This window comes from Acinetobacter legionensis (assembly GCF_057165765.1).
The window spans coordinates 2,089,061-2,109,690 of the sequence record NZ_CM169896.1; the positions used below are offsets into that span (position 1 = coordinate 2,089,061).

Below are 20,630 nucleotides of genomic sequence, written 5' to 3' on the forward strand. Positions count from 1 at the left end.
TAATGTCAAATAATGTCCATCGTCATGAAGCCTATGAAATACTTTACGAATCTGGAAGTGTGTCTTATGTTTCATATACCACACCAGATAGTGTTAATTCCGAGTGTGTAATTCCTGCACCTGTCAAATATGTCGTGCCGATTATTTTTATTCCAGGGATTATGGGGTCAAATCTCAAAGATGCAAAGAAAAATAAAGTTTGGTATCCCCGAATATCACTGTCTACGATTATTGAATACAGTAAACGAGATGCACGAGAACGACAGATTGCCCTGAACCCAGCAACAACTCAGGTTGGGTACGATGGCGATGTAAAAATAAGTAAAAAAGTAATTCCGCATATGACCAAAGACTTGGCTTTGGCACGCGGTTGGGGTTCAGTGATTACCATAGGTTATGCAAATTTACTGATTTATTTGGAGAGTAATTTAAATCAACCCTTCAAGAAATTAAAAGATCAAGAGAAGGATAAGTTTAATGGTACCGCTGAATGGGAAAAAATTGTCCAACCCGGCAATGCAGATACGGAAAAAATACTTAAAAATTGGTCGTCGCAAAAAACCGTTGAATTATTAGGTCTAGAACAGCATGAGGAGTTGGCAGATTATGCTTTTCCAGTGTTTGCCTGTGGCTATAACTGGTTACAAAGTAATATGAAGTCAGCAGATCATGTTGCAGACCGACTGAATAATCAAGTTATGGCGCAAGTTAAAAAAGAATTTCCTACAGCAAAATTTAAAAAATTTATTATCGTTAGCCACTCTATGGGTGGCTTAGTGACTCGCGCCCTGATCCAAAATGCTAAGGTTAAAGATAAGATTGCTGGTGTGATACATGGTGCGATGCCTGCCAGTGGTGCGCCAGCAGTATATCAACGCCTCACTGTAGGCTGGGATGGTTGGAAAGCCTCAACAGGACTTTTCAAAAGTGCTGTGGCTTGGGCAACCAAATTTATGTTTGGGAATACTTCCGAACGTCTCACTGCAACATTGGCAAATGCGCCCGGTGGCTTAGAGTTATTACCTTTTTCAAATTATTCCAATGTTGGGGATTTTCCCAAAAATCCTCAAGCATGGTTGGTCATTAAAGCTAAAACGCCTACAGGTGAAATGACTGCCACATTGCCAAAAAGTAATGATCCTTATAATGATCTCTATAAAAGAAAAGACTGTTGGTGGGCGATGATCAATCCTGATTTTATTGACCCAGCTGGTTTAGTTGCCGAAGCTGTGAAGAAGGATAAATTAGCCAGCATTTTTGATGCTTATATAAATAATATTGTAATAGTTAAAGAATTACATGATCATATAAAAGATACTTATCATGCCAATACTTATGCAAGCTATGGTGCTGACGAAGGGTATAAAGCATTTGGTCAAGTGGTGTGGCGTTGTAAAGAAGAGCTAAATATTAGCAGTGAAAATGAACTAATTGAATTAATGAACTTATACGGCAAAAAAAATTTAATTGAACTCCCAGATATAAAAGATCGAAGTGATATAAAAGAAGACGATGTAACACCTGTTCCGGAAGATGATGCTGAATTAAGTATAAAAGGTTCGAAAATCCATAATTTATTAGACAATGCCTATAAAAAAGATGGCATAAGGGAAGTCTTGCTAGATGAAAAGTCAAAAATTTCTAAAACCAATAAAGCCACGTTTTATTTAGATATTAAGCCAACCTCAAAGGGAGATGGAACGGTTTGTTATCAGTCTGGACAGGATGTGCGTGCTGATGGTCGTAGTCCAATTGAAACATTTATAATTAATGGCTATGAACATGCGAGTAGTTATGATAATGCGCATGTTCAATTAAATACCATCTACTGTATTGCAAATATAGTGGATATGATCAAGAAATCTTCAGCATTAGAGGGATGTGAGAGTAAAATAAAAAATCTATAAATTTATATGATTTTAAGGACTTTTCGGGTGAATAATAGAAGTTCTAATTCTATAGGAGTTTTATTATTCTCAATGAAGATGAAGATGAAGATGAAGATGAAATTATCAGATAATATTTTTGGAAAATAATAAATTTAAGATCTAGTATGTATTTTATGAAATGAATAACTTGAACAAAGTTAAATTCGTCCAAAATGCTTAATCCATCAATAAATTTTGATATTTATCAGCTTGTGTTCTTAAAAAATCCCAGACCAATTTAATCCGTGGTTCATGCTGTAAATCAACTAAAGTCAACATCCAAAAAGTATGAATAAAACGAACTTCATCTTGTAACACCTGTTTAAGTTCTGATTTATTTTCTGCCAAAAACTTCGGCAAAATTGCCAATCCAGCACCTGCACTCACAGCAACTTGTTGGGCCAATATACTGCTACTTCTAAAATTTGCATTGAGCTGTAAGGGTAGACGTTCTAAACAATACAGTTCAGGACTATAAATTAGATCATCAATGTAGTTTACAAACTGATGGTTTTTTAAATCTTCAAGTTTTTTAATCGCTTGAGTGCTTTCTAAATAGCTTTTGCTACCATAAATTTTAAGACAATAATCGGTTAAACGAGTAATGATATAAGGTCCTGACTTAGGACGGTCAATAGAAATCACAATATCAGCTTCACGATGCGACAGCTTAATCATTTTTGGAACTGGGATAAGATCAATTGTAAGTAAAGGGTATTGTTTAGACAGTTGTGCCAATAGCTGTGCTAAAAACGCTGTTCCAAAACCCTCAGGTGTGCCAATTCGCACATGCCCCTGTAATGGTAAGTTGGGCTTTTCAATTTGCAAAAACGCTTGTTCCATTTGCTCAACACGAGGAACTAACGCTAAGCCCTCCATAGTTAGTTCATAACCTGTGGCTTCTCGTCTAAACAACGGCGTTCCTAAAGACAGCTCTAGCGCTTGTATTCGTCTAGATACAGTACTGTGTTCAACTCCAATAATACGGGCTGCATTGGTTAAAGTCTTGGCACGCGCTAAAACTAAAAAAAACTGTAGGTGATCCCAATCGACTTTCATTGTGTATAACATCCTTGTGCATATTTGCACATTCATTGTGCGTTAATTTCTATTGGTCATCTATATTTTCTTTGTTAGTTTGATTTGAAACAGCACTGATGAAAATACTGCTTTTGGCTATTTTCTAAGAATGTAACAACAAAAAATATTGCCTATGGAGAGGTTATGAACACAATGTCAAATATTCATTCGACGACGGCTAAATTATTAATTCATGGAAAATTTACCGAATCAAATACTACTGAATGGCAAGACATTCTAAATCCCGCGACCCAAGAGGTACTTGGTCGTGTCCCGATGGCAACTCTAGACGAAGTTGATGCTGCTATTGCTGCTGCACAAGAAGCATTTAAAACTTGGCGTTTCACACCAATTCAAGCTCGTATGCGGATCATGCTGAAACTGCAAGATTTGATTCGTGACAATATGAAAGATATCGCACGTGTCTTGACCGCAGAACAAGGTAAAACTTTAGCTGATGCAGAAGGTGATATTCAACGTGGTTTAGAGGTAGTTGAACATGCTTGCTCGATTGGTACCTTGCAAATGGGTGAATATACTGAAGGTGTAGCTCGTGGTGTAGATACTTATACCTTGCAACAGCCATTGGGTGTATGTGCTGGAATTACCCCATTTAATTTTCCTGCCATGATTCCACTGTGGATGTTTCCAATGGCGATCGTTTGCGGTAATACCTTTGTTCTTAAACCGTCTGAACAAGATCCATTATCAACCATGATGCTAGTTGAGTTGGCATTACAAGCTGGTGTACCTGCTGGTGTACTCAATGTAGTACATGGTGGCAAACAAGTGGTTGATCGTCTATGTACGCATCCAGACATTAAAGCCATTTCATTTGTAGGTTCAACAGCAGTAGGAACGCATGTCTATAACTTAGCAGGTCAGCATGGTAAACGTGTGCAATCGATGATGGGAGCAAAAAACCATGTTGTGGTAATGCCAGATGCCAATAAAGAACAAACGTTAAATGCTTTAGTCGGCGCTGCTTTTGGTGCAGCTGGACAACGTTGCATGGCATTGTCAGTTGCTGTCATGGTCGGTGAAACTAAACACTGGGTGGATGAGTTGGTTGAAAAAGCCAAAACACTCAAAGTGAATGCAGGGCATGAACCGCAAACAGATATTGGTCCTGTGATCTCTCCACGTGCAAAAGCTCGTGTTATAGATTTGATTATTAGTGGTATTGAACAAGGTGCACAACTCTTACTTGATGGTCGAGATGTGCAAGTACATGGCTATGAAAAGGGCAATTTTGTTGGTGCAACCATATTCAACCAAGTCACTACCGATATGCGTATCTATACTGAAGAAATTTTTGGCCCTGTTTTAGCCATTATTCATGTTGATACGCTTGAACAAGCCATTGAATTGGTTAATGCCAACCCATTTGGGAATGGTGTAGGATTGTTTACTCAAAGTGGTGCAACAGCACGTACTTTCCAAAGCACCATTGATATTGGTCAAGTGGGCATTAATATTCCAATTCCCGTGCCGGTTCCATTCTTTAGCTTTACAGGGTCAAGAGGTTCAAAATTAGGGGACTTAGGACCTTATGGTAAACAAGCAGTACAGTTCTATACTCAAACCAAAACCATTACCAGTCGTTGGTTCGAAGACACACAAGAAAAAGGTGAAGTGAATACCACCATCAGCTTGCGTTAATACAGGAGTTCAAGGATGAATATTGCATTTATTGGTTTAGGTAATATGGGCGGTAAAATGGCCCATAATTTACTCAAATCAGGCTTGACAGTTTATGGCTTTGATTTAAGTGATATTGCAATCACACATTTCACCGAAGCAGGTGGAATCGCCTGTGATAGTCCGCAGGCAGCAGCAGAAAATGCAGATGTCGTAATCACCATGCTGCCAGCAGCAAAGCATGTTAAAGAAGTGTATTTGGGGGAAAATGGGGTACTTGCTGTCCTTAAACAAGGTAGCTTATGTATTGACAGTAGTACCATTGATCCGCAAACCATTAAAGACATTGCTGCAATTGGTATAGATCAAGGGATTCAAATTTGCGATGCACCTGTTTCAGGCGGCACGATCGGCGCTCAAGCAGGTACACTGACCTTTATGGTGGGAACTGATGATAAAGCCTTTGAACAAGTAAAATCTGTGCTTGCACCCATGGGCAAGAACATCGTGCACTGTGGTGAAGTGGGTGCAGGGCAAATTGCTAAAATTTGTAATAATCTCATTTTAGGTATTTCAATGGCCGCAGTGGCTGAAGGCATGGCGCTAGGGGCTAAACTCGGTATCGATGCACAGGCGTTGGCAGGTGTAATCAATAGTTCCAGCGGTCGTTGCTGGAGCTCGGAAGTGTGCAACCCGTGGCCGGGTATTTCAACCAATGCACCCGCTGGACGCGGTTATAGTGATGGATTTGCCTCTCAACTGATGCTTAAAGATTTGGGTTTGGCTGTAGAAGCCGCAGGTCAAGTCAAACAACCTTTGCTTTTAGGCGGTTTGGTACAGCAGCTTTATCAGCAATTGTGTATGCAAGGCAATGCTCAACTCGACTTCTCAAGCATCATTCAGCAATATTTGCCTAAAGAAGCTTGATCATCAGTCGAAGCATAGTTAATTTCACCACCAATGGGTGGTGAAAAATCCATAGATTCACTCGTGTCATGAATAACAATAAATCCAGGCCGGAGTATATAATATGTTGAATTATCAGGATGTTGCTAAAAAATTTGATTTAGATAGTGTTGTTAAAGAAATGCTCTCAGGATCAGTTGATCAATTGAATGCCTGTTATGAATGCTGTGACCGACATGCGGAAGCAGATCATGAAAAAGTTGCGCTATATTGGCAAGGTAAAGATGGTCGTAAAGAACAATATACCTTTACTCAACTGAAAAAATGGTCGAGTCAGTTTGCCAATTTTTTAAAGTCACAGGGTATTCAAGCTGGTGATCGTATTTCGGGTTTATTACCAAGAACTCCCGAATTATTGGTGGTGATTCTAGCTGCTTGGAGAATTGGTGCAGTCTATCAACCGCTGTTTACTGCATTTGGGCCAAAGGCGATTGAACATCGAGTTCAGCTGGCAAAAAGTAAATTAGTCGTGACTGATATCGGCAATCGTAGCAAACTGGATGAAGTTGCACAGTGTCCACAAATTATGACCGTCGCTGATCAACAGGGTCATGGTGTACAACAAGGCGATTTAGATTTTTGGAAAGAACTCAATCAACACGCTGAGCACTGTGATCTAGTCATGCAAAGCATTCAGGATCCATTTTTACTGATGTTTACCTCAGGCACCACTGGACCTGCAAAACCTTTAGAAGTCCCACTCAAAGCATTAATTGCTTTTGGTAACTATATGAAAGATGCGATCGGCTTACGCGCAGATGATGCATTTTGGAATATTGCTGATCCAGGTTGGGCGTATGGACTTTATTACGGTATCACAGGACCTTTGTTGTTAGGTCATGCCACTTTGTTTTATGAAGGTGGTTTTAGCATAGACAGTTTATGTCAAATTATTGATGATTATAAAATTACCAATTTGGCAGGTGCACCTACAGCATATCGGATGATGATGGCCGCAGATTCCACTCAAATGGCACAACTAAAGGGTAAATTCCGTGTTGTGAGCAGTGCAGGAGAACCTTTAAATCCAGAAGTTTTTCGTTGGTTTAAACAAGTGCTTGATGCACCTATTTTTGATCATTATGGACAGACTGAGGTGGGCATGGTGGTGTGCAACCATCATGGTTTAAACCATGACGTCCGTGCTGGTGCTGCTGGTTTTGCCAGTCCAGGTTATCGTGTCGCTGTGGTGGATGATCAAGGGAATGAGTTGCCTGCCGATACCGCTGGAATTTTAGCGGTAGATATCAGTCAATCACCGATGATGTGGTTTGGTGGCTATAAAGAAAGTCGTAAATCACCGTTTATCAAAAATTATTATTTGACCGGTGATACTGCTGAATTACATACAGATGGGAGTATGAGCTTTGTTGGACGTAGTGATGATGTGATTACCACCTCTGGATATCGTATTGGACCTTTTGATGTAGAAAGTGCATTACTTGAACATGAAGCAGTGATTGAAGCCGCTGTTGTTGGAGTACCAGATCCAGAGCGAACGGAAATCGTTAAAGCTTTTGTGATTTTGGCAGAAAATAAAATACCATCTGAGGAATTGGCTGAACAACTTGGACAATTTGTCAAAAAACGTCTGTCTGCCCATGCTTATCCAAGACAAGTAGAATTTGTCAATGAACTGCCAAAAACACCAAGTGGCAAAATTCAACGCTTTTTACTGCGTAATCAAGAGATTGCTAAACAACAATTAAACGCATAAAGCTGGTGAGTAGAGTCCTATATAGAGCAATCTTGCCGAATGTAGGACGTTTAATGATGCTAAGGAATCTGAAATGCAATTTACTGAAGAACAATTATTGATTCAGGACATGGCGAAAAGCTTTGCCAAAAAACAAATTAAACCGAATGCAGCAGAATGGGATAAACATAGTATTTTCCCAAAAGAGACCTTGTCACAAATGGGGCAATTAGGTTTTATGGGGATGCTGATTTCAGAGCAATGGGGTGGTTCAGATACCGGCAACTTAGCCTATGTCCTTGCACTTGAAGAAATTGCGGTGGCCGATGGCGCAACCTCCACCATTATGAGTGTACATAACTCAGTCGGTTGTGTTCCGATTGCTAAATTTGGTAGTGAAGAACAAAAACAAAAATATTTATTACCTTTGGCGCAAGGTGAAATGATTGGTGCTTTTGCATTGACCGAACCGCATACAGGCTCTGATGCAGCAGCGCTGAAAACCCGAGCTGTCAAAGATGGTGATGATTGGATTATTAACGGTGCAAAACAATTTATTACTTCAGGAAATAATGCTGGTGCAATTATTGTATTTGCAGTCACCGATCCAAATGCTGGTAAAAAAGGTATCAGTGCCTTTATTGTGCCACGGGAAACTGCGGGCTATGAAGTGATTCGGACTGAAGAAAAACTGGGATTGCATGCTTCAGATACCTGCCAAATTGCATTGACTGATGTGCGTGTACACAAAAGCTTAATGTTAGGTCAAGAAGGTGAAGGGCTTAAAATAGCACTGTCTAATCTTGAAGGCGGTCGTATTGGTATTGCTGCGCAAGCAGTGGGTTTGGCACGTGCTGCCTTAGAAGAAGCCAGCAAATATGCCAAAGAACGGATTACTTTTGGAAAACCGATTTTTGAACATCAGGCAATCGCTTTTCGTTTGGCCAGTATGGCAACAGAAATCGAAGCAGCTCGTCAATTGGTTCATCATGCCGCACGATTGAAAGAAGCAGGCAAGCCCTGTCTTAATGAAGCCTCAATGGCAAAATTATTTGCCTCAGAAATGGCAGAGCGTGTGTGTTCAGCAGCTTTACAGGTCTTCGGTGGCTATGGTTATTTAAAAGATTTTCCAATTGAACGAATTTATCGTGATGCCCGTATTTGTCAAATCTATGAAGGCACCAGTGACATCCAGCGTTTAGTGATTGCGCGAAGTTTATAAATAGAGTTAATCGCTGTGTATCAGATGATGGGATAAAACAGATAAGGAAATGAATATGCAATTTGAAACGATTTTACTGGAAAAACACAAAGGCGTAGGCTTAATTACACTCAATCGCCCAAAGGCTTTAAACGCATTAAATTCAAAATTAATCCAAGAAATAAATTTAGCTTTAGATGATTTAGAAAAAGATCAGGATATTGGCTGTATGGTGCTGACTGGTTCAGAAAAAGCCTTTGCAGCAGGTGCTGATATTAAAGAAATGGCGGGATTGAACTTTCCCAATATTTATTTTGATGATTTTTTTAATCTTGCTGATCGAATTGCACAACGCCGTAAACCCTTAATCGCAGCTGTCAGTGGCTATGCCTTGGGTGGTGGTTGTGAGTTGGCACTGATGTGTGATTTTATTTACTGTGCGGATAATGCCAAATTTGGCTTACCTGAAGTCACTTTAGGCGTGATTCCTGGCATTGGGGGGACGCAGCGTTTAACCCTTGCCATAGGTAAAGCCAAAGCGATGGAAATGTGTTTAACCGCTCGACAAATGGGTGCAATTGAGGCAGAACTGAGTGGTTTAGTTGCCCGCGTCTTTAGCCCCGAAGAGCTTTTAACCCAGACTTTAAGTGCTGCTGAAAAAATTGCTGAAAAATCATTGGTGGCGACAATGATGATCAAAGAATCAATTAATCGTGCCTTTGAAGTGAGTTTAGCGGAAGGTTTACGTTTTGAACGACGAACCTTTCATTCAATTTTTGCTACTTTGGATCAAAAAGAAGGCATGCAAGCCTTTGTTGATAAACGCCAAGCCAACTTTAAAAACCAATAACAGGACGGAGATGGGATGAATACTGAAAATCATTTAATCGTCGAACAGCACGCAGCTCTGGGTGTGATTACCTTAGATCGAGTGTCCAGCCTGAATGCACTGACTTTGGATATGATCAATGGTATCCGTACACAAGTTGAAACTTGGCAAAATGATGCTGGCATTCAAGCGATACTGATCAAATCCAATAGCCCAAAAGCATTTTGTGCAGGTGGTGATATTCGTTATCTTTACGATTGTTATCAAAATGGTACAGATGGACATAAGAGCTATTTTATCGCTGAATATGACATGTTGAATAGCATTCGCGCGTCAAAAAAACCAGTTGTGGTATTGTTAGATGGTTATGTCTTAGGTGGCGGTTTTGGTCTGGCACAAGCCTGTCATATTATTGTCAGCAGTGAAAAATCACGTTTTGCCATGCCTGAAACGGCGATTGGTTTCTTTCCTGATGTTGCCGCAACCCATTTCTTGTCGCGTTTAGATGATATTGGGGTTTATCTGGCAACCACAGGCGATCAGATCAGCAGCAGTGATGCCTTGTATTTAGATTTAATTGATTATCATGTTCCTAGCCAACAGTTTAATGCTTTATTCGATGCCCTGAGTCAATCAAGCAACTTAAGCAAAGATAATATCGAACAGATAATTTCTAAATTTATTACCCGTCCTGTAGCAAGTGAACTCAGTGCATCGGTTGAAAACATTCGGAAGCATTTTGGCTTTGAAAATTTGCAAGATATTGAAAAAAGTCTTGAAAATGAAAAAGATCAACAGCATAAAGCTTGGGCAAGTAAAGTCCTAAGCACTTTGCAACAACGTTCTTGGGTGGCGAAAAAGACCAGTTTAAGACTGCAATACTTAGGACGGGGATTGTCATTACAACAATGTATGCAACTGGAACGAAATTTACAGGATATCTGGTTTGAACATGGTGATATTCTTGAAGGTGTACGTGCATTAATTATTGACAAAGATAAACAGCCGAAATGGCAACAACAGAATGCAACGCTAGATAAAATCTTGGCTGAATTAGGTTAATATTTTTAATGCGTATATCAGTTTTGTTTTTACAAACATTCAGGTACTTTTAATGGCAACAAAAAAGGAAATCATGTGATTTCCTTTTTATTTTACAATGATCAAAAACCAACTATAAATCAATCTTATCATATATAGCATTGGCTTTATCTGTGATTGCAGTCATATGGATTGCACCATGAATCATTCCTGCTAGAAAATGAAATTTCACCGAGACACCAGCATTTCTCAATCTTTCAGCATATTGTTCGCCATCATGACGCAGTGGATCATATTCACAGACAAAAATTTTTGCCTCTGGTAAGCCTTGTAATGACTGTGCCAGTAGGGGGCTCACCAACTCATTGGTTTTGTCAGAATCACTATTTAGATATTGATCCCAACAATATGTCATTGTTGCAGTGGTTAAGCCATAGCCATCTGCATAAGTTTCATAGGATGTGCCATGCATCGTAGCATCTAAGGCTGGATAAAATAGCAGTTGTTGACTAATCTGGATTTCTGGATGCGCATTAGCGAGTAAGCATGCAGCCGCTGCAAGATTGGCGCCCGCACTATCACCACCCACAGCAATACGATTTTGATCAAGCCCTAAACTTAAAGCATGTTCTTGAATATAACGAAGTGCTGTAAAAAAATCTGTCAGCGGTACTGGAAATTTGAATTCAGGCGCTAGGCGATAATCCACTGAAAAGATAACATGCTGTGTTGATTCTGCCAGTAAACGGCATGAACGATCCCATGCATCTAAACTCCCCAAACACCATCCACCGCCGTGGGCAAATACTAAAGCTGGATTGCTTTGTAGCTGCACCATAGCATAGGGCGTATATACCCGAACTTGGATTTGAGCTTGATCAGAGGTTGTGACCCAAAAACTGGTTTGATAGCTGGAATCTTGCTCAATACCTTGCTGTTGTATGATGTCATGATTTACCTGCGCTCTTAATTCACAAAGTGTATTTGCAACTGCTGTAACAACAGGTCTAGTGTTAAGCCAGTCTGCAATTTGATGATCTAAGGACATCCTATTGCTCCAATTGTAGAAATTCTAAAATCAGGGAACAAAATGCTTCGGGTTGTTCCTCCATAATAAAATGACCACAATCTTTAACAATTGCACTGCTTAAATATGGTGCAACTTTTTTCATGGTTTCATAAGGTGCATCATTGGTTGCCTGTTCTGCACCAATCGCCAATACAGGCATTTCTAGATTTTTAGCTGCTCGGATTTTATTTTGACGAATAGTTTCCGGGATTGAACGATAGTAGTTAAAACCAGCCGTTAAACGCCCTGATACTTTATAAGCCTCAATATAAGTCTCAGTGGCAACTCTATCTCTATGCCATGACCACTTATCAAAAATATAATTAAGATAAGTTTCTTCACGGCCACTGACTAAAGCTTCAGGTAAATCCATCACTTGATTAAACATGAAATGCCATAGAAAAATATTTTCATCAGCTGAAACAAAAATAGGCGGTGGTGTTGCCAATCCGGGAATAACAGCTTCAGTCACGGCCAGAGAAGTGACAGATTGGGGAAAATCAGCTGCAAGTGCATAAGCAACCCACATCCCGATATCGTGACCAATCACTGAATAAGTATCATGTCCAAGTTTTGACATTAAGCTGGATAAAATTGTCGCAATTCGCCCGGTATCATAACTCCCATTCAGCGGAACAGAATATCCCGTTCCCGGTGGATCTACAGCAATTGCCTGATAACCGTTGGCCGCCAAGACACGCATCACATTTCGCCATGCGTACCATGTTTGTGGCCAACCGGGGATAAGTAATACGACAGGACCACGACCTGTAGAAACATAATGAAGTTTTTTACCGTCAATATGAATGTAATGATGCTGAAATTGATCGACTAAATTTTCATGTGTTGTAATGGTTGTCATAGTAAATTCTCAATCTCTGCCTTAGATACCCAAAAGTTGATTGATTTGCAATTGATTGACAGGCGCTGCGGCAAAATCATCAAAGGTTTTATCGGTAACATGGATAATATGTTGTTGAATAAACTCAGCACCTTCACTTGCGCCGTCCTCTTTATTTTTTAAGCAACACTCCCACTCTAAAGTTGCCCAGCCCTGATAGTCGTTATGTGTCAATTTTGAGAAAATTGCTTTGAAATCAACCTGACCATCTCCAGTTGAACGGAATCGGCCTGCACGATCTCCCCAATTTTGATAGCCCCCATACATCCCTTGGCGTCCTGTCGGATTAAACTCAGCATCTTTAACATGAAACATCCGAATAAAATCTTTATAGATATCGATGTATTCCAAATAATTCAGTTGTTGCAGAATAAAATGACTCGGGTCAAAAAGAATCTGACAACGTGGGTGGTGTTGTGTCCGTTCTAAGAACATTTCAAAGGAAATGCCATCATGTAAGTCTTCACCAGGATGAATTTCGTAACACAGATTGACATTATGTTCATCACAAGCATTGAGGATCGGCATCCAACGACGCGCAAGTTCATCAAAAGCGGTTTCAATAAGTCCAGCGGGGCGTTGAGGAAAAGGAAAGATATAAGGCCATGCCAGTGAACCTGAAAAAGTTCCCATATCTTGTAAACCTAAACGGGCAGATGCTTGAACAGAAGCCAACATTTGTTGTTCAGCCCATTGAGTTCTAGCTATTGAATTTCCATGTAAATGTGAAGGTGCAAAACCATCACACAAAGCATCATAAGCTGGATGTACAGCCATAAGTTGACCAAAAATATGCGTTGTCAACTCACTAACTTCTAAACCATTATTTTGTAAAACCCCTTGTATTTCATCGCAATAATCTTGGCTTGTGGCTGCTAAATTAACATCAAATAAACGCTTATCCCATGCTGGCAGTTGTACAGCTTTAAAGCCTTTATCGGAAACCCATGCGGCAATGCTCTCTAAATTATTAAACGGGAAAATATCATCACTGAATTGTGCGAGATGAATACTTGGACCTTTGATGGTTTGCATAGCTAAACTCAATTAGTTGTCGATCGACAAACAATAGGCTTTCTTTTGAATAAAAACAACAAGTTTTTAAAAAGAATCTGAAAAAGGGCAGCCTCTCCAACAAATCCTATTGATTTATTTGCGAAATTTATTTTTTCGAATGATAATAAAAAATACTAAATCGGATTGAAGCGTCGTTATGGCTGGTAGACCAAGAGAATTTGATAGAGAAAAAGCACTGATTCAAGCGCGTGATTTTTTCTGGCAACATGGCTATGAAGGGACTTCGATGTCAGATTTAGTCGAGGTCTTAGGTATTGCTTCAGCGCGTATTTATAAAGCCTTTGGCTCGAAAGAGGCGTTGTTTCGAGAAGCTGTTATACATTACGAAGAAAATGAAGGCGGCTTTGCGATCCACGCTTTACAACAAGCAAATATTAAGGATGCGATCAGCCAATTATTTCAAGATGCAATCAAACTTTATACCCAGAATAATCATTCATATGGCTGTATGGTTGTATCATCTGCAAGTGTATTAAGTCAGGAAAATCAAGGTCTTTTAGACTGGATGAAGCAACAACGTATTGAACGTGGTCAAAGTCTGGTTAAGCGCTTTAAACAGGCGAAAGCAGATGGACAATTATTAGAACATGCCGAACCTGAAATATTAGGGCAATATTACGGACTAGTGCTACATGGATTATCTGTTCAAGCTAGAGATGGTTATTCAGAACAAATGCTTTTGCAAATCATCGATTTTTCCCTTAAAAATTTAGATCAATATCTGGTTTCATCTTCAAAAGCTTAGGCATAGATCAGCAGTAACAATGTATAAGTGATGCATTGTTAACAGGTATTGAAGCGAGTGGTTGGTATGATTACTTCGAACATGTAAATGCTGCGGGGACGGAAGGTGATTTCCAGCAACATCTTGATGCTTTAGCAAAGTTTTAATTTTTCTTCTAAGATGCATATTTATTTTTAAGGTCATATCAAGGTGTTCTTTAAAGCTTAAATATCTTATAGAAATGCTTGTTCAATCGAAGAAAATTGTGAATACTCATGCACATAAATTTAGGCTGTAAAATTATCTTTTGGGGTTAGACAATTACTGTGAAAACGTATCCATTTTCTCGTTTACAAAAAGCATTATTGGCAGTTGGTTCATTTTCATGTCTAGGGCTAAGTTCAGCATTGGCACATGCTGATACTGAAAAAGATACCCAACAACTTAAAACGATTAAAGTAAGCGTTCAAACAATAGAAACAACACCAACTGCTTATTATCAACCCAAGGTAAATTTATCAGGATTTACTCAGCAAAATCTTGCTGAGATTCCTGCATCTATCAGTACAGTCACCGCGGAACGTATCGCTGACCAACATGCAAAAACCCTGACGGATGTTGTTAAAAATGATGCAGCCATCGGCGATGGCTATGCACCCATTGGTTATTATCCAAACTTTATTATGCGTGGCTTTAACCTGAATTTAGGGTCAAGTTATTTACTCAATGGTCATTTGTTGCGTGGCGAGCAAAATGTGGCACTAGAGAACAAGGCACAAGTTGAAATTCTAAAGGGTATAAGTGCAATCCAAAGTGGGATGTCAACACCGGGTGGTGTTATCAATTATGTCACTAAACGTCCAGAAGACATTCGTGCTATCACCGTTGAAGTGGATAGTCATGGTGGAAATCGTGTCGCAACTGACTTGGGTGGTTTGTTCGGAGAAGATCAGCAGTTTGGTTATCGACTGAATCTGGCCAAAGAAGAAATTCATCCTTATGTTGAGCATGCAGATGGGAAGCGTTTGTTTGGTGCTTTGGCTTTAGATTGGAAAATTTCAGATCAGTCAAAATTAGAATTTGATATTGAATCACAGCGTCAACGTCAGCGCTCAGTCGCTGGTTATCAATTACTGGATGGTACAACTGTACCCACTGGGGTTAAATGGGATCGTTTACTTGGCTATCAAAGCTGGAGTAAACCAGTGACCAATGAAAGTCTAAATGCCAGCTTAAAATATATTTACCAAGTCAATGACCACTGGACAACAAATCTGTCTGCTTCACAAAGCCGTGTCGTGATTGATGATTATTCAGCATTTCCGTGGGGTTGTGGTAGCAGTATTTGTCAAACGACAAGTTTAGGTAATACCTTTGACCAAAATGGTAACTATGATATTTATGATTTCCGTAATCCAGACGACAGCTTCTTAACCAATCAATTTAAAGCAGGCTTAAACGGAAAGTTTAGTGCAGGTGCTTGGCAACATAAGCTAAGTTTAGAACTGTCACATACAGGGAAACGGCATATACAATATAATGCAATCAATGAATGGGTGGGTACAGGAAATATTTATAATGATCCTATAACGTATGCGCCTACTGACAAAACTTTAGGTAAACATTATAAATCATTAGACAGTCAACAAACTGCATTGAACTTACTTGACCAGATTGACTTTAACGCTGAATGGTCAGTATTGTTGGGCGGCAAACTAATGCACTTAAATGAAAATGCCTATGATGAAGATGCAAACAACATCCGAGAGACCAATTTCAATCGTTTCTTACCGCAGTTTGCGTTGATGTATCAACCTTGGGAACAGACTCATCTCTATGCTTCTTATGCCAAAGGATTAAGTGATGGCGGACAAGCCCCTTGGTTTGCTACTGGTATTCCTGATCAAGGTATTGAAGGTAATGCTTTTAAAACGTTAGCACCGATAAATTCAACTCAGTATGAATTGGGTCTTAAGCAGCAGTGGCAAACATTACTGTTTACCGCGGCGTTGTTCGATTTAACCCAAGACAATCAATACACCAACGCAGACAAATACTTTGTCACGGATGGTAAGCAACATAATCTTGGTTTGGAATTGGGCTTACAAGGACGCTTAGGGCAAAATTTAGATATGACTTCTTCTTTAGCTTTAATTCGTTCACGTTTAAAAGAAATACAAGTGGCTGATTATCAAGGTCATCAAACTCAGAATGTACCAAGTGTTCGTTTTGCTAATCATCTATCTTATCGAGTACCACAAGTAGATGGCTTACGTTTATTGGCTGGCATGCAATACAGCAGCAGTAAATATGCCAATAAAACAGGTACAGTAAAAGTATCAGGCTATAGCGTGTTTGATGTAGGTACAGCTTATAACTTCCGTGCTTATGGTTATGACAATACGCTTCGATTTAATGTTGATAACGTGTTTAATAAAAAATACTGGCGCGATGCGGGGAGTTTCTTAGGCGATGACTATTTATTTCTTGGTGCACCACGTACAGCGCAACTCTCGTGGATTGTGGGTTTTTAACTAAACTAATTTAGTTATATCAATATTTTAATATTATTTCATAAGACTTTTTTAAAGCTAAAAATCAACATAAAATCCCCCTCATCCTTGCCTTCTCCCAAAGGGAGAAGGGATTTTCAATCACAATATGATTCACGCTACATGATCACTTTTTCATTTATGAAAGAGATTTATTTAAATAAATATCAAAAAAATAGATAGTATAAACCTAAAAATATAAATTGGATTTATTCTAAAAAATAACCAATTATAGAATTCTAAGCAATTTAGTAAGGAATGCTAAAAATGGACAAAAAAATTAGAGTTGCTGTGATTGGTGGCGGTATTGCGGGATTAGCACTCACGACTCAATTGTTCAAAAATAAACATTTAGATGTACATCTCTTTGAGTCCGCATCACAGTTTTCCGAGATTGGCGCAGGGATTTCGTTTGGTGCCAACGCAGTTAAAGCCATTCAATTATTAGGTTTAAGCCAAGAGTATGAATCTATTGCCGATCAGGTAAAGGCACCATACACCGATATTTGGTTTCAATGGCGTAATGGTTATACCGATGAGTATCTATCTGCATCGATTGCGCCACAAGTCGGACAATCTTCGGTACATCGTGCAGATTTTCTCGATCGTTTAATTCCGTTGGTGCCTTTAACAAATGTACATTTTAATAAACGTGTACAAGAAATTGAGGCAGATGAAGAACAAGCGACAATTCACTTTATCGATGGTCAACATATTACATTTGATTATGTGATTGGTTGTGATGGAATTCGGTCAGTTGTTCGAAATCATGTGCTTGACTCTAATCAATTAGCGCGTGTTGAACCTCAGTTTTCGGGGACTTGGGCATATCGTGGAATTATTAAATTTCAAGATTTTAAGCAAGCCATTGCAAAACTGGGAAATGATGCAGAAATTGCCGATGTACCACAAATGCTTTTAGGGAAAGATAAACATATCTTAACTTTCCCAATCCGTCAGGGTGAAGAAATTAACATTGTTGCGTTTAAGTCAGATCGCACGCAAACTGTATTAGCAGAGAATACACCATGGACATCTCCTGTTTCAAAACAAGCCATGCTGGCTGATTTTGCAGACTGGAGCGAGAGTTGTAAGGCATTATTGGATCTGATCGACTCACCAACCATTTGGGCATTACATGAAATTCAACCTTTAGAAACCTATATAAACAAAAACAATAATGTGATTTTGATTGGCGATGCTGCTCATGCCATGTTACCGCATCAAGGTGCTGGTGCTGGACAAGGTTTAGAGGATGCTTTGATTTTAGCTAAATTATTAGAAAACCCTAGGTTGACATCTGAATCTATCAAAGCTGTATCGGAAATCTATGAGCAATTTCGATTAGCGCGCGCCGTGAAAGTTCAAAATACCTCGCGTGAATCAGGTGAAATCTATGAGCTATATTCATCGAAATATCCTGATTTTGAATCAATAGGCCAACATTTGACACAGCGTTTTGACTGGTTGTGGCAGCATTCGCTTGAAAATGATATTCAGACAGCCAAAGCAGCATTAGCAAAACAACTACAGCACACTGAAATGACGACTTAAACAACAAAGATTACAAACAGGACAATATGACCAGGAAGGTCTATTATGCAAAGCATAAATGCAAATGAAATTATTGATCATGCCAAATTAAAAGCCATTCATTGGCGGGTGATTTTACTCAGTGCATTGATCATTATCTTTGATGGTTATGATTTAGTGATTTACGGTGTTGCTTTACCCAAGTTAATGGCAGAATGGAAAATTGACAGTATTACGGCTGGATTTCTGGGCAGTGTCGCTTTATTTGGGATGATGTTTGGTGCAATTATTTTCGGTAGCCTGAGTGATAAATTAGAAAGCTATGGATTTAGCCGCAAAAAATTAATTATTTTATGTATCTGTTTATTCAGTGGTTTTACTTTAGTTTGTGGTTATGCCAATAATCCACAAAGTTTTGGAGTTTTTCGGTTTTTGGCTGGTTTGGGGTTAGGCGGGGTCATGCCAAATGTAATCGCCTTGATGACTGAATACGCACCTAAAAAACTACGTTCAACCTTGGTTTCCTTAATGTTTAGTGGTTATGCAGTCGGTGGGATGTGTTCAGCTTTATTAGGAATGTGGTTAGTCCCGCAATTTGGTTGGAAAATCATGTTTATTCTAGGAGGAACGCCACTTTTACTCATTCCGATAATCTGGAAGCTGTTACCCGAATCGATTGATTATTTGGTGCGCCGTGATAAAACTGACCAAGCCATTGAGATCCTTAAACAAATTGACGGCAATATTACCTATACGTCTCAGACTCAAATTGGTCTTCATCAAGACAATCAATCTACCTCTAAAACCCCGATCAAGGATTTATTTGCAGAAAATCGTGGGATGGTGACACTCTTATTCTGGGGCAGCGTATTTATGGCGCTTGTACTGGTCTATGCTTTAGGTAATTGGTTGCCTAAATTAATGGTAGAAGCAGGCTATGACTTATCGACCAGTCTGGTTTTTCTATTGGCTTTAAATATTGGTGGAATGCTTGGTGCAATTTGTGGTGGCTACTTAGCGGATCGTTTTAATCTGGCAAAGGTATTATGCTCACTGTTTTTAAGTGGCGCGATCGCATTAATCTTACTGAGTTATAATTTACCAATGGTCATTCTTTATTTTTGTATTGCGGTTGCAGGTGCTGCATCAATTGGTGGGCAAATCTTATTATTGGCGTATATGTCCCAATTTTATTCATCCAATATTCGTGCAACAGGCTTAGGAATGGCTTTAGGTGTGGGGCGCTTAGGCGCAATTTTAGGGCCAATCTTATGTGGTTGGCTGTTAAGCTTAAGTCTGCCCATTAATTATAATTTTATCGCATTATCAATCCCTTGTATTATTGCGGTAATGAGTGTTTCAATGATTCGCTTACAGTTGAAAAAAACAAAATTGGCGGTGAAAGCGGTACAAATCTAAAAGTAGAGCAGGGAGGTCTACCTCCCTCATTCAATAGAGATATGACAATTGATTGATCTAAGTCTTATTAAAGTTTTTATTATCGTTTTTGAAACTAAAAATATTAGTCATGCAGCTGAGCGCCTCAATTTAAGCCAGCCATCTGTCACCTACAATCTAAATCGCCTACGTAAATTTTTAAATGATCCTTTATTTGAACGAGACAAATTTGGAGTCAAACCGACCAAGTTGGCACAAAGTTTATACCCGAGCTTTAGGCAAGCAATTACCGATATTGAAATGGCAATTACAGCTTCTAAATACTTTGACCCAAAAACGTCAACTCGGATATTTCGTTTAGGCTTATCTGATTTGGGTGAAATATGTTTACTACCTTCTTTAATTCAATACCTTTCTAAAGAAGCACCATTTATTAAGGTGGAAATTGAAGAAATTCAATCGCATAAAGTAGAAGACTGGCTGACTGAAGGTTTTTTAGATGTTGCTGTATTCAATAGTAGTTATACCGTTATGCCTAAAATTGAATCACGTAATTTATTTGAAGAACGCTATATGTGCATTGCGCATAAGTACCATCCACGTATCAGGGATACACTGAGTTTAGAACAATATTTTCAAGAAAATCATGCTGCTATTAAGTCTTCAACGGGTCACATTGAAATTGATCAAAGGCTGAAGGAATTGGGCTTAAAAAGAAAAATCATGCTTGAGCTTCCTCATTTTAGTGTTTTACAAGATGTGGTGACCAGTTCTGAATTATTGGTGACCTTGCCTTCACGAGCAGCAAAAGTATATGCACGTAATGGTGATGTGAACATTTTTGAATTACCATTTTCAGTTAAACCCTTTAATGTGAGTACCAATTGGTATAACCATCGAGATGATATAGAAGCCCGAACTTGGTTTATACAAACGTTACAAGAACTTTTCCAAGCGTTGTAACGCCGTATTCTTATGAACAATGCGTTAAAAA

The 20,630-nt window shown here is 39.1% G+C and carries 17 protein-coding genes; 13 read left to right on the forward strand and 4 right to left on the reverse strand.

Annotated elements, in window-relative coordinates; genetic code table 11:
- Positions 1–2 precede the first annotated feature (2 nt).
- Positions 3–1,907, forward strand: a complete 1,905-nt coding sequence (locus tag AC2G3J_RS09560) for a Tle4 family T6SS lipase effector (RefSeq protein WP_483771008.1) — start codon at positions 3–5, stop codon at positions 1,905–1,907.
- A 198-nt stretch (positions 1,908–2,105) separates the two neighbouring features.
- Here AC2G3J_RS09560 and AC2G3J_RS09565 read toward each other — a convergent pair whose 3' ends face one another.
- A complete protein-coding gene (locus AC2G3J_RS09565) occupies positions 2,106–2,987 on the reverse strand; it encodes a LysR family transcriptional regulator (RefSeq protein WP_336951087.1) in 882 nt (293 codons plus the stop codon).
- Positions 2,988–3,152: 165 nt separating this feature from the next.
- On the opposite strand from AC2G3J_RS09565, the gene AC2G3J_RS09570 reads away from it, so the two are divergent.
- From AC2G3J_RS09570 to AC2G3J_RS09595, 6 genes are all read left to right on the forward strand, one after another.
- Complete coding sequence (locus AC2G3J_RS09570) at positions 3,153–4,670, forward strand: CoA-acylating methylmalonate-semialdehyde dehydrogenase (RefSeq protein ID WP_483771009.1); 1,518 nt, start codon at positions 3,153–3,155, stop codon at positions 4,668–4,670.
- A gap of 15 nt (positions 4,671–4,685) precedes the next feature.
- Entirely contained in the window at positions 4,686–5,576 is an 891-nt protein-coding gene (gene mmsB, locus AC2G3J_RS09575; protein ID WP_483771010.1) for a 3-hydroxyisobutyrate dehydrogenase, read from the forward strand.
- Positions 5,577–5,679: 103 nt separating this feature from the next.
- The gene (locus AC2G3J_RS09580; RefSeq protein WP_336951090.1) at positions 5,680–7,332 is read left to right on the forward strand and encodes an AMP-binding protein; all 1,653 of its coding nucleotides are present in this window, start codon (positions 5,680–5,682) and stop codon (positions 7,330–7,332) included.
- Positions 7,333–7,405: 73 nt separating this feature from the next.
- Positions 7,406–8,533 carry an acyl-CoA dehydrogenase family protein gene (locus AC2G3J_RS09585; protein ID WP_483771011.1) on the forward strand — a complete coding sequence of 376 codons (1,128 nt, stop codon included), beginning with the start codon at positions 7,406–7,408 and terminating at the stop codon, positions 8,531–8,533.
- A 55-nt stretch (positions 8,534–8,588) separates the two neighbouring features.
- Positions 8,589–9,362: an enoyl-CoA hydratase gene (locus AC2G3J_RS09590; RefSeq protein ID WP_483771012.1), complete on the forward strand. Its 774-nt coding sequence runs from the start codon at positions 8,589–8,591 to the stop codon at positions 9,360–9,362.
- A gap of 15 nt (positions 9,363–9,377) precedes the next feature.
- Entirely contained in the window at positions 9,378–10,403 is a 1,026-nt protein-coding gene (locus AC2G3J_RS09595; RefSeq protein WP_483771013.1) for an enoyl-CoA hydratase/isomerase family protein, read from the forward strand.
- A gap of 112 nt (positions 10,404–10,515) precedes the next feature.
- Here AC2G3J_RS09595 and AC2G3J_RS09600 read toward each other — a convergent pair whose 3' ends face one another.
- The 3 genes from AC2G3J_RS09600 to AC2G3J_RS09610 are packed head-to-tail and all read right to left on the reverse strand — an operon-like array spanning position 10,516 to position 13,387.
- Positions 10,516–11,430 carry an alpha/beta hydrolase gene (locus AC2G3J_RS09600; protein ID WP_419359679.1) on the reverse strand — a complete coding sequence of 305 codons (915 nt, stop codon included), beginning with the start codon at positions 11,428–11,430 and terminating at the stop codon, positions 10,516–10,518.
- A 1-nt stretch (position 11,431) separates the two neighbouring features.
- Complete coding sequence (locus AC2G3J_RS09605) at positions 11,432–12,313, reverse strand: alpha/beta fold hydrolase (RefSeq protein ID WP_483771014.1); 882 nt, start codon at positions 12,311–12,313, stop codon at positions 11,432–11,434.
- A gap of 21 nt (positions 12,314–12,334) precedes the next feature.
- Complete coding sequence (locus AC2G3J_RS09610; RefSeq protein WP_336951097.1) at positions 12,335–13,387, reverse strand: sugar phosphate isomerase/epimerase family protein; 1,053 nt, start codon at positions 13,385–13,387, stop codon at positions 12,335–12,337.
- 178 nt (positions 13,388–13,565) lie between these two features.
- On the opposite strand from AC2G3J_RS09610, the gene AC2G3J_RS09615 reads away from it, so the two are divergent.
- From AC2G3J_RS09615 to AC2G3J_RS09640, 6 genes are all read left to right on the forward strand, one after another.
- Positions 13,566–14,174, forward strand: a complete 609-nt coding sequence (locus tag AC2G3J_RS09615; RefSeq protein WP_419327202.1) for a TetR/AcrR family transcriptional regulator — start codon at positions 13,566–13,568, stop codon at positions 14,172–14,174.
- A gap of 35 nt (positions 14,175–14,209) precedes the next feature.
- The gene (locus AC2G3J_RS09620; RefSeq protein WP_336951099.1) at positions 14,210–14,320 is read left to right on the forward strand and encodes a DUF6616 family protein; all 111 of its coding nucleotides are present in this window, start codon (positions 14,210–14,212) and stop codon (positions 14,318–14,320) included.
- 159 nt (positions 14,321–14,479) lie between these two features.
- Positions 14,480–16,687: a TonB-dependent siderophore receptor gene (locus AC2G3J_RS09625; RefSeq protein WP_483771015.1), complete on the forward strand. Its 2,208-nt coding sequence runs from the start codon at positions 14,480–14,482 to the stop codon at positions 16,685–16,687.
- Positions 16,688–16,972: 285 nt separating this feature from the next.
- Positions 16,973–18,259 carry a salicylate 1-monooxygenase gene (salA, locus tag AC2G3J_RS09630; RefSeq protein WP_483771016.1) on the forward strand — a complete coding sequence of 429 codons (1,287 nt, stop codon included), beginning with the start codon at positions 16,973–16,975 and terminating at the stop codon, positions 18,257–18,259.
- Between the two features lie 45 nt (positions 18,260–18,304).
- A complete protein-coding gene (locus AC2G3J_RS09635; protein WP_419327200.1) occupies positions 18,305–19,657 on the forward strand; it encodes an MFS transporter in 1,353 nt (450 codons plus the stop codon).
- A 48-nt stretch (positions 19,658–19,705) separates the two neighbouring features.
- The gene (locus AC2G3J_RS09640; protein WP_419359674.1) at positions 19,706–20,599 is read left to right on the forward strand and encodes a LysR family transcriptional regulator; all 894 of its coding nucleotides are present in this window, start codon (positions 19,706–19,708) and stop codon (positions 20,597–20,599) included.
- Positions 20,600–20,630 lie beyond the last annotated feature (31 nt).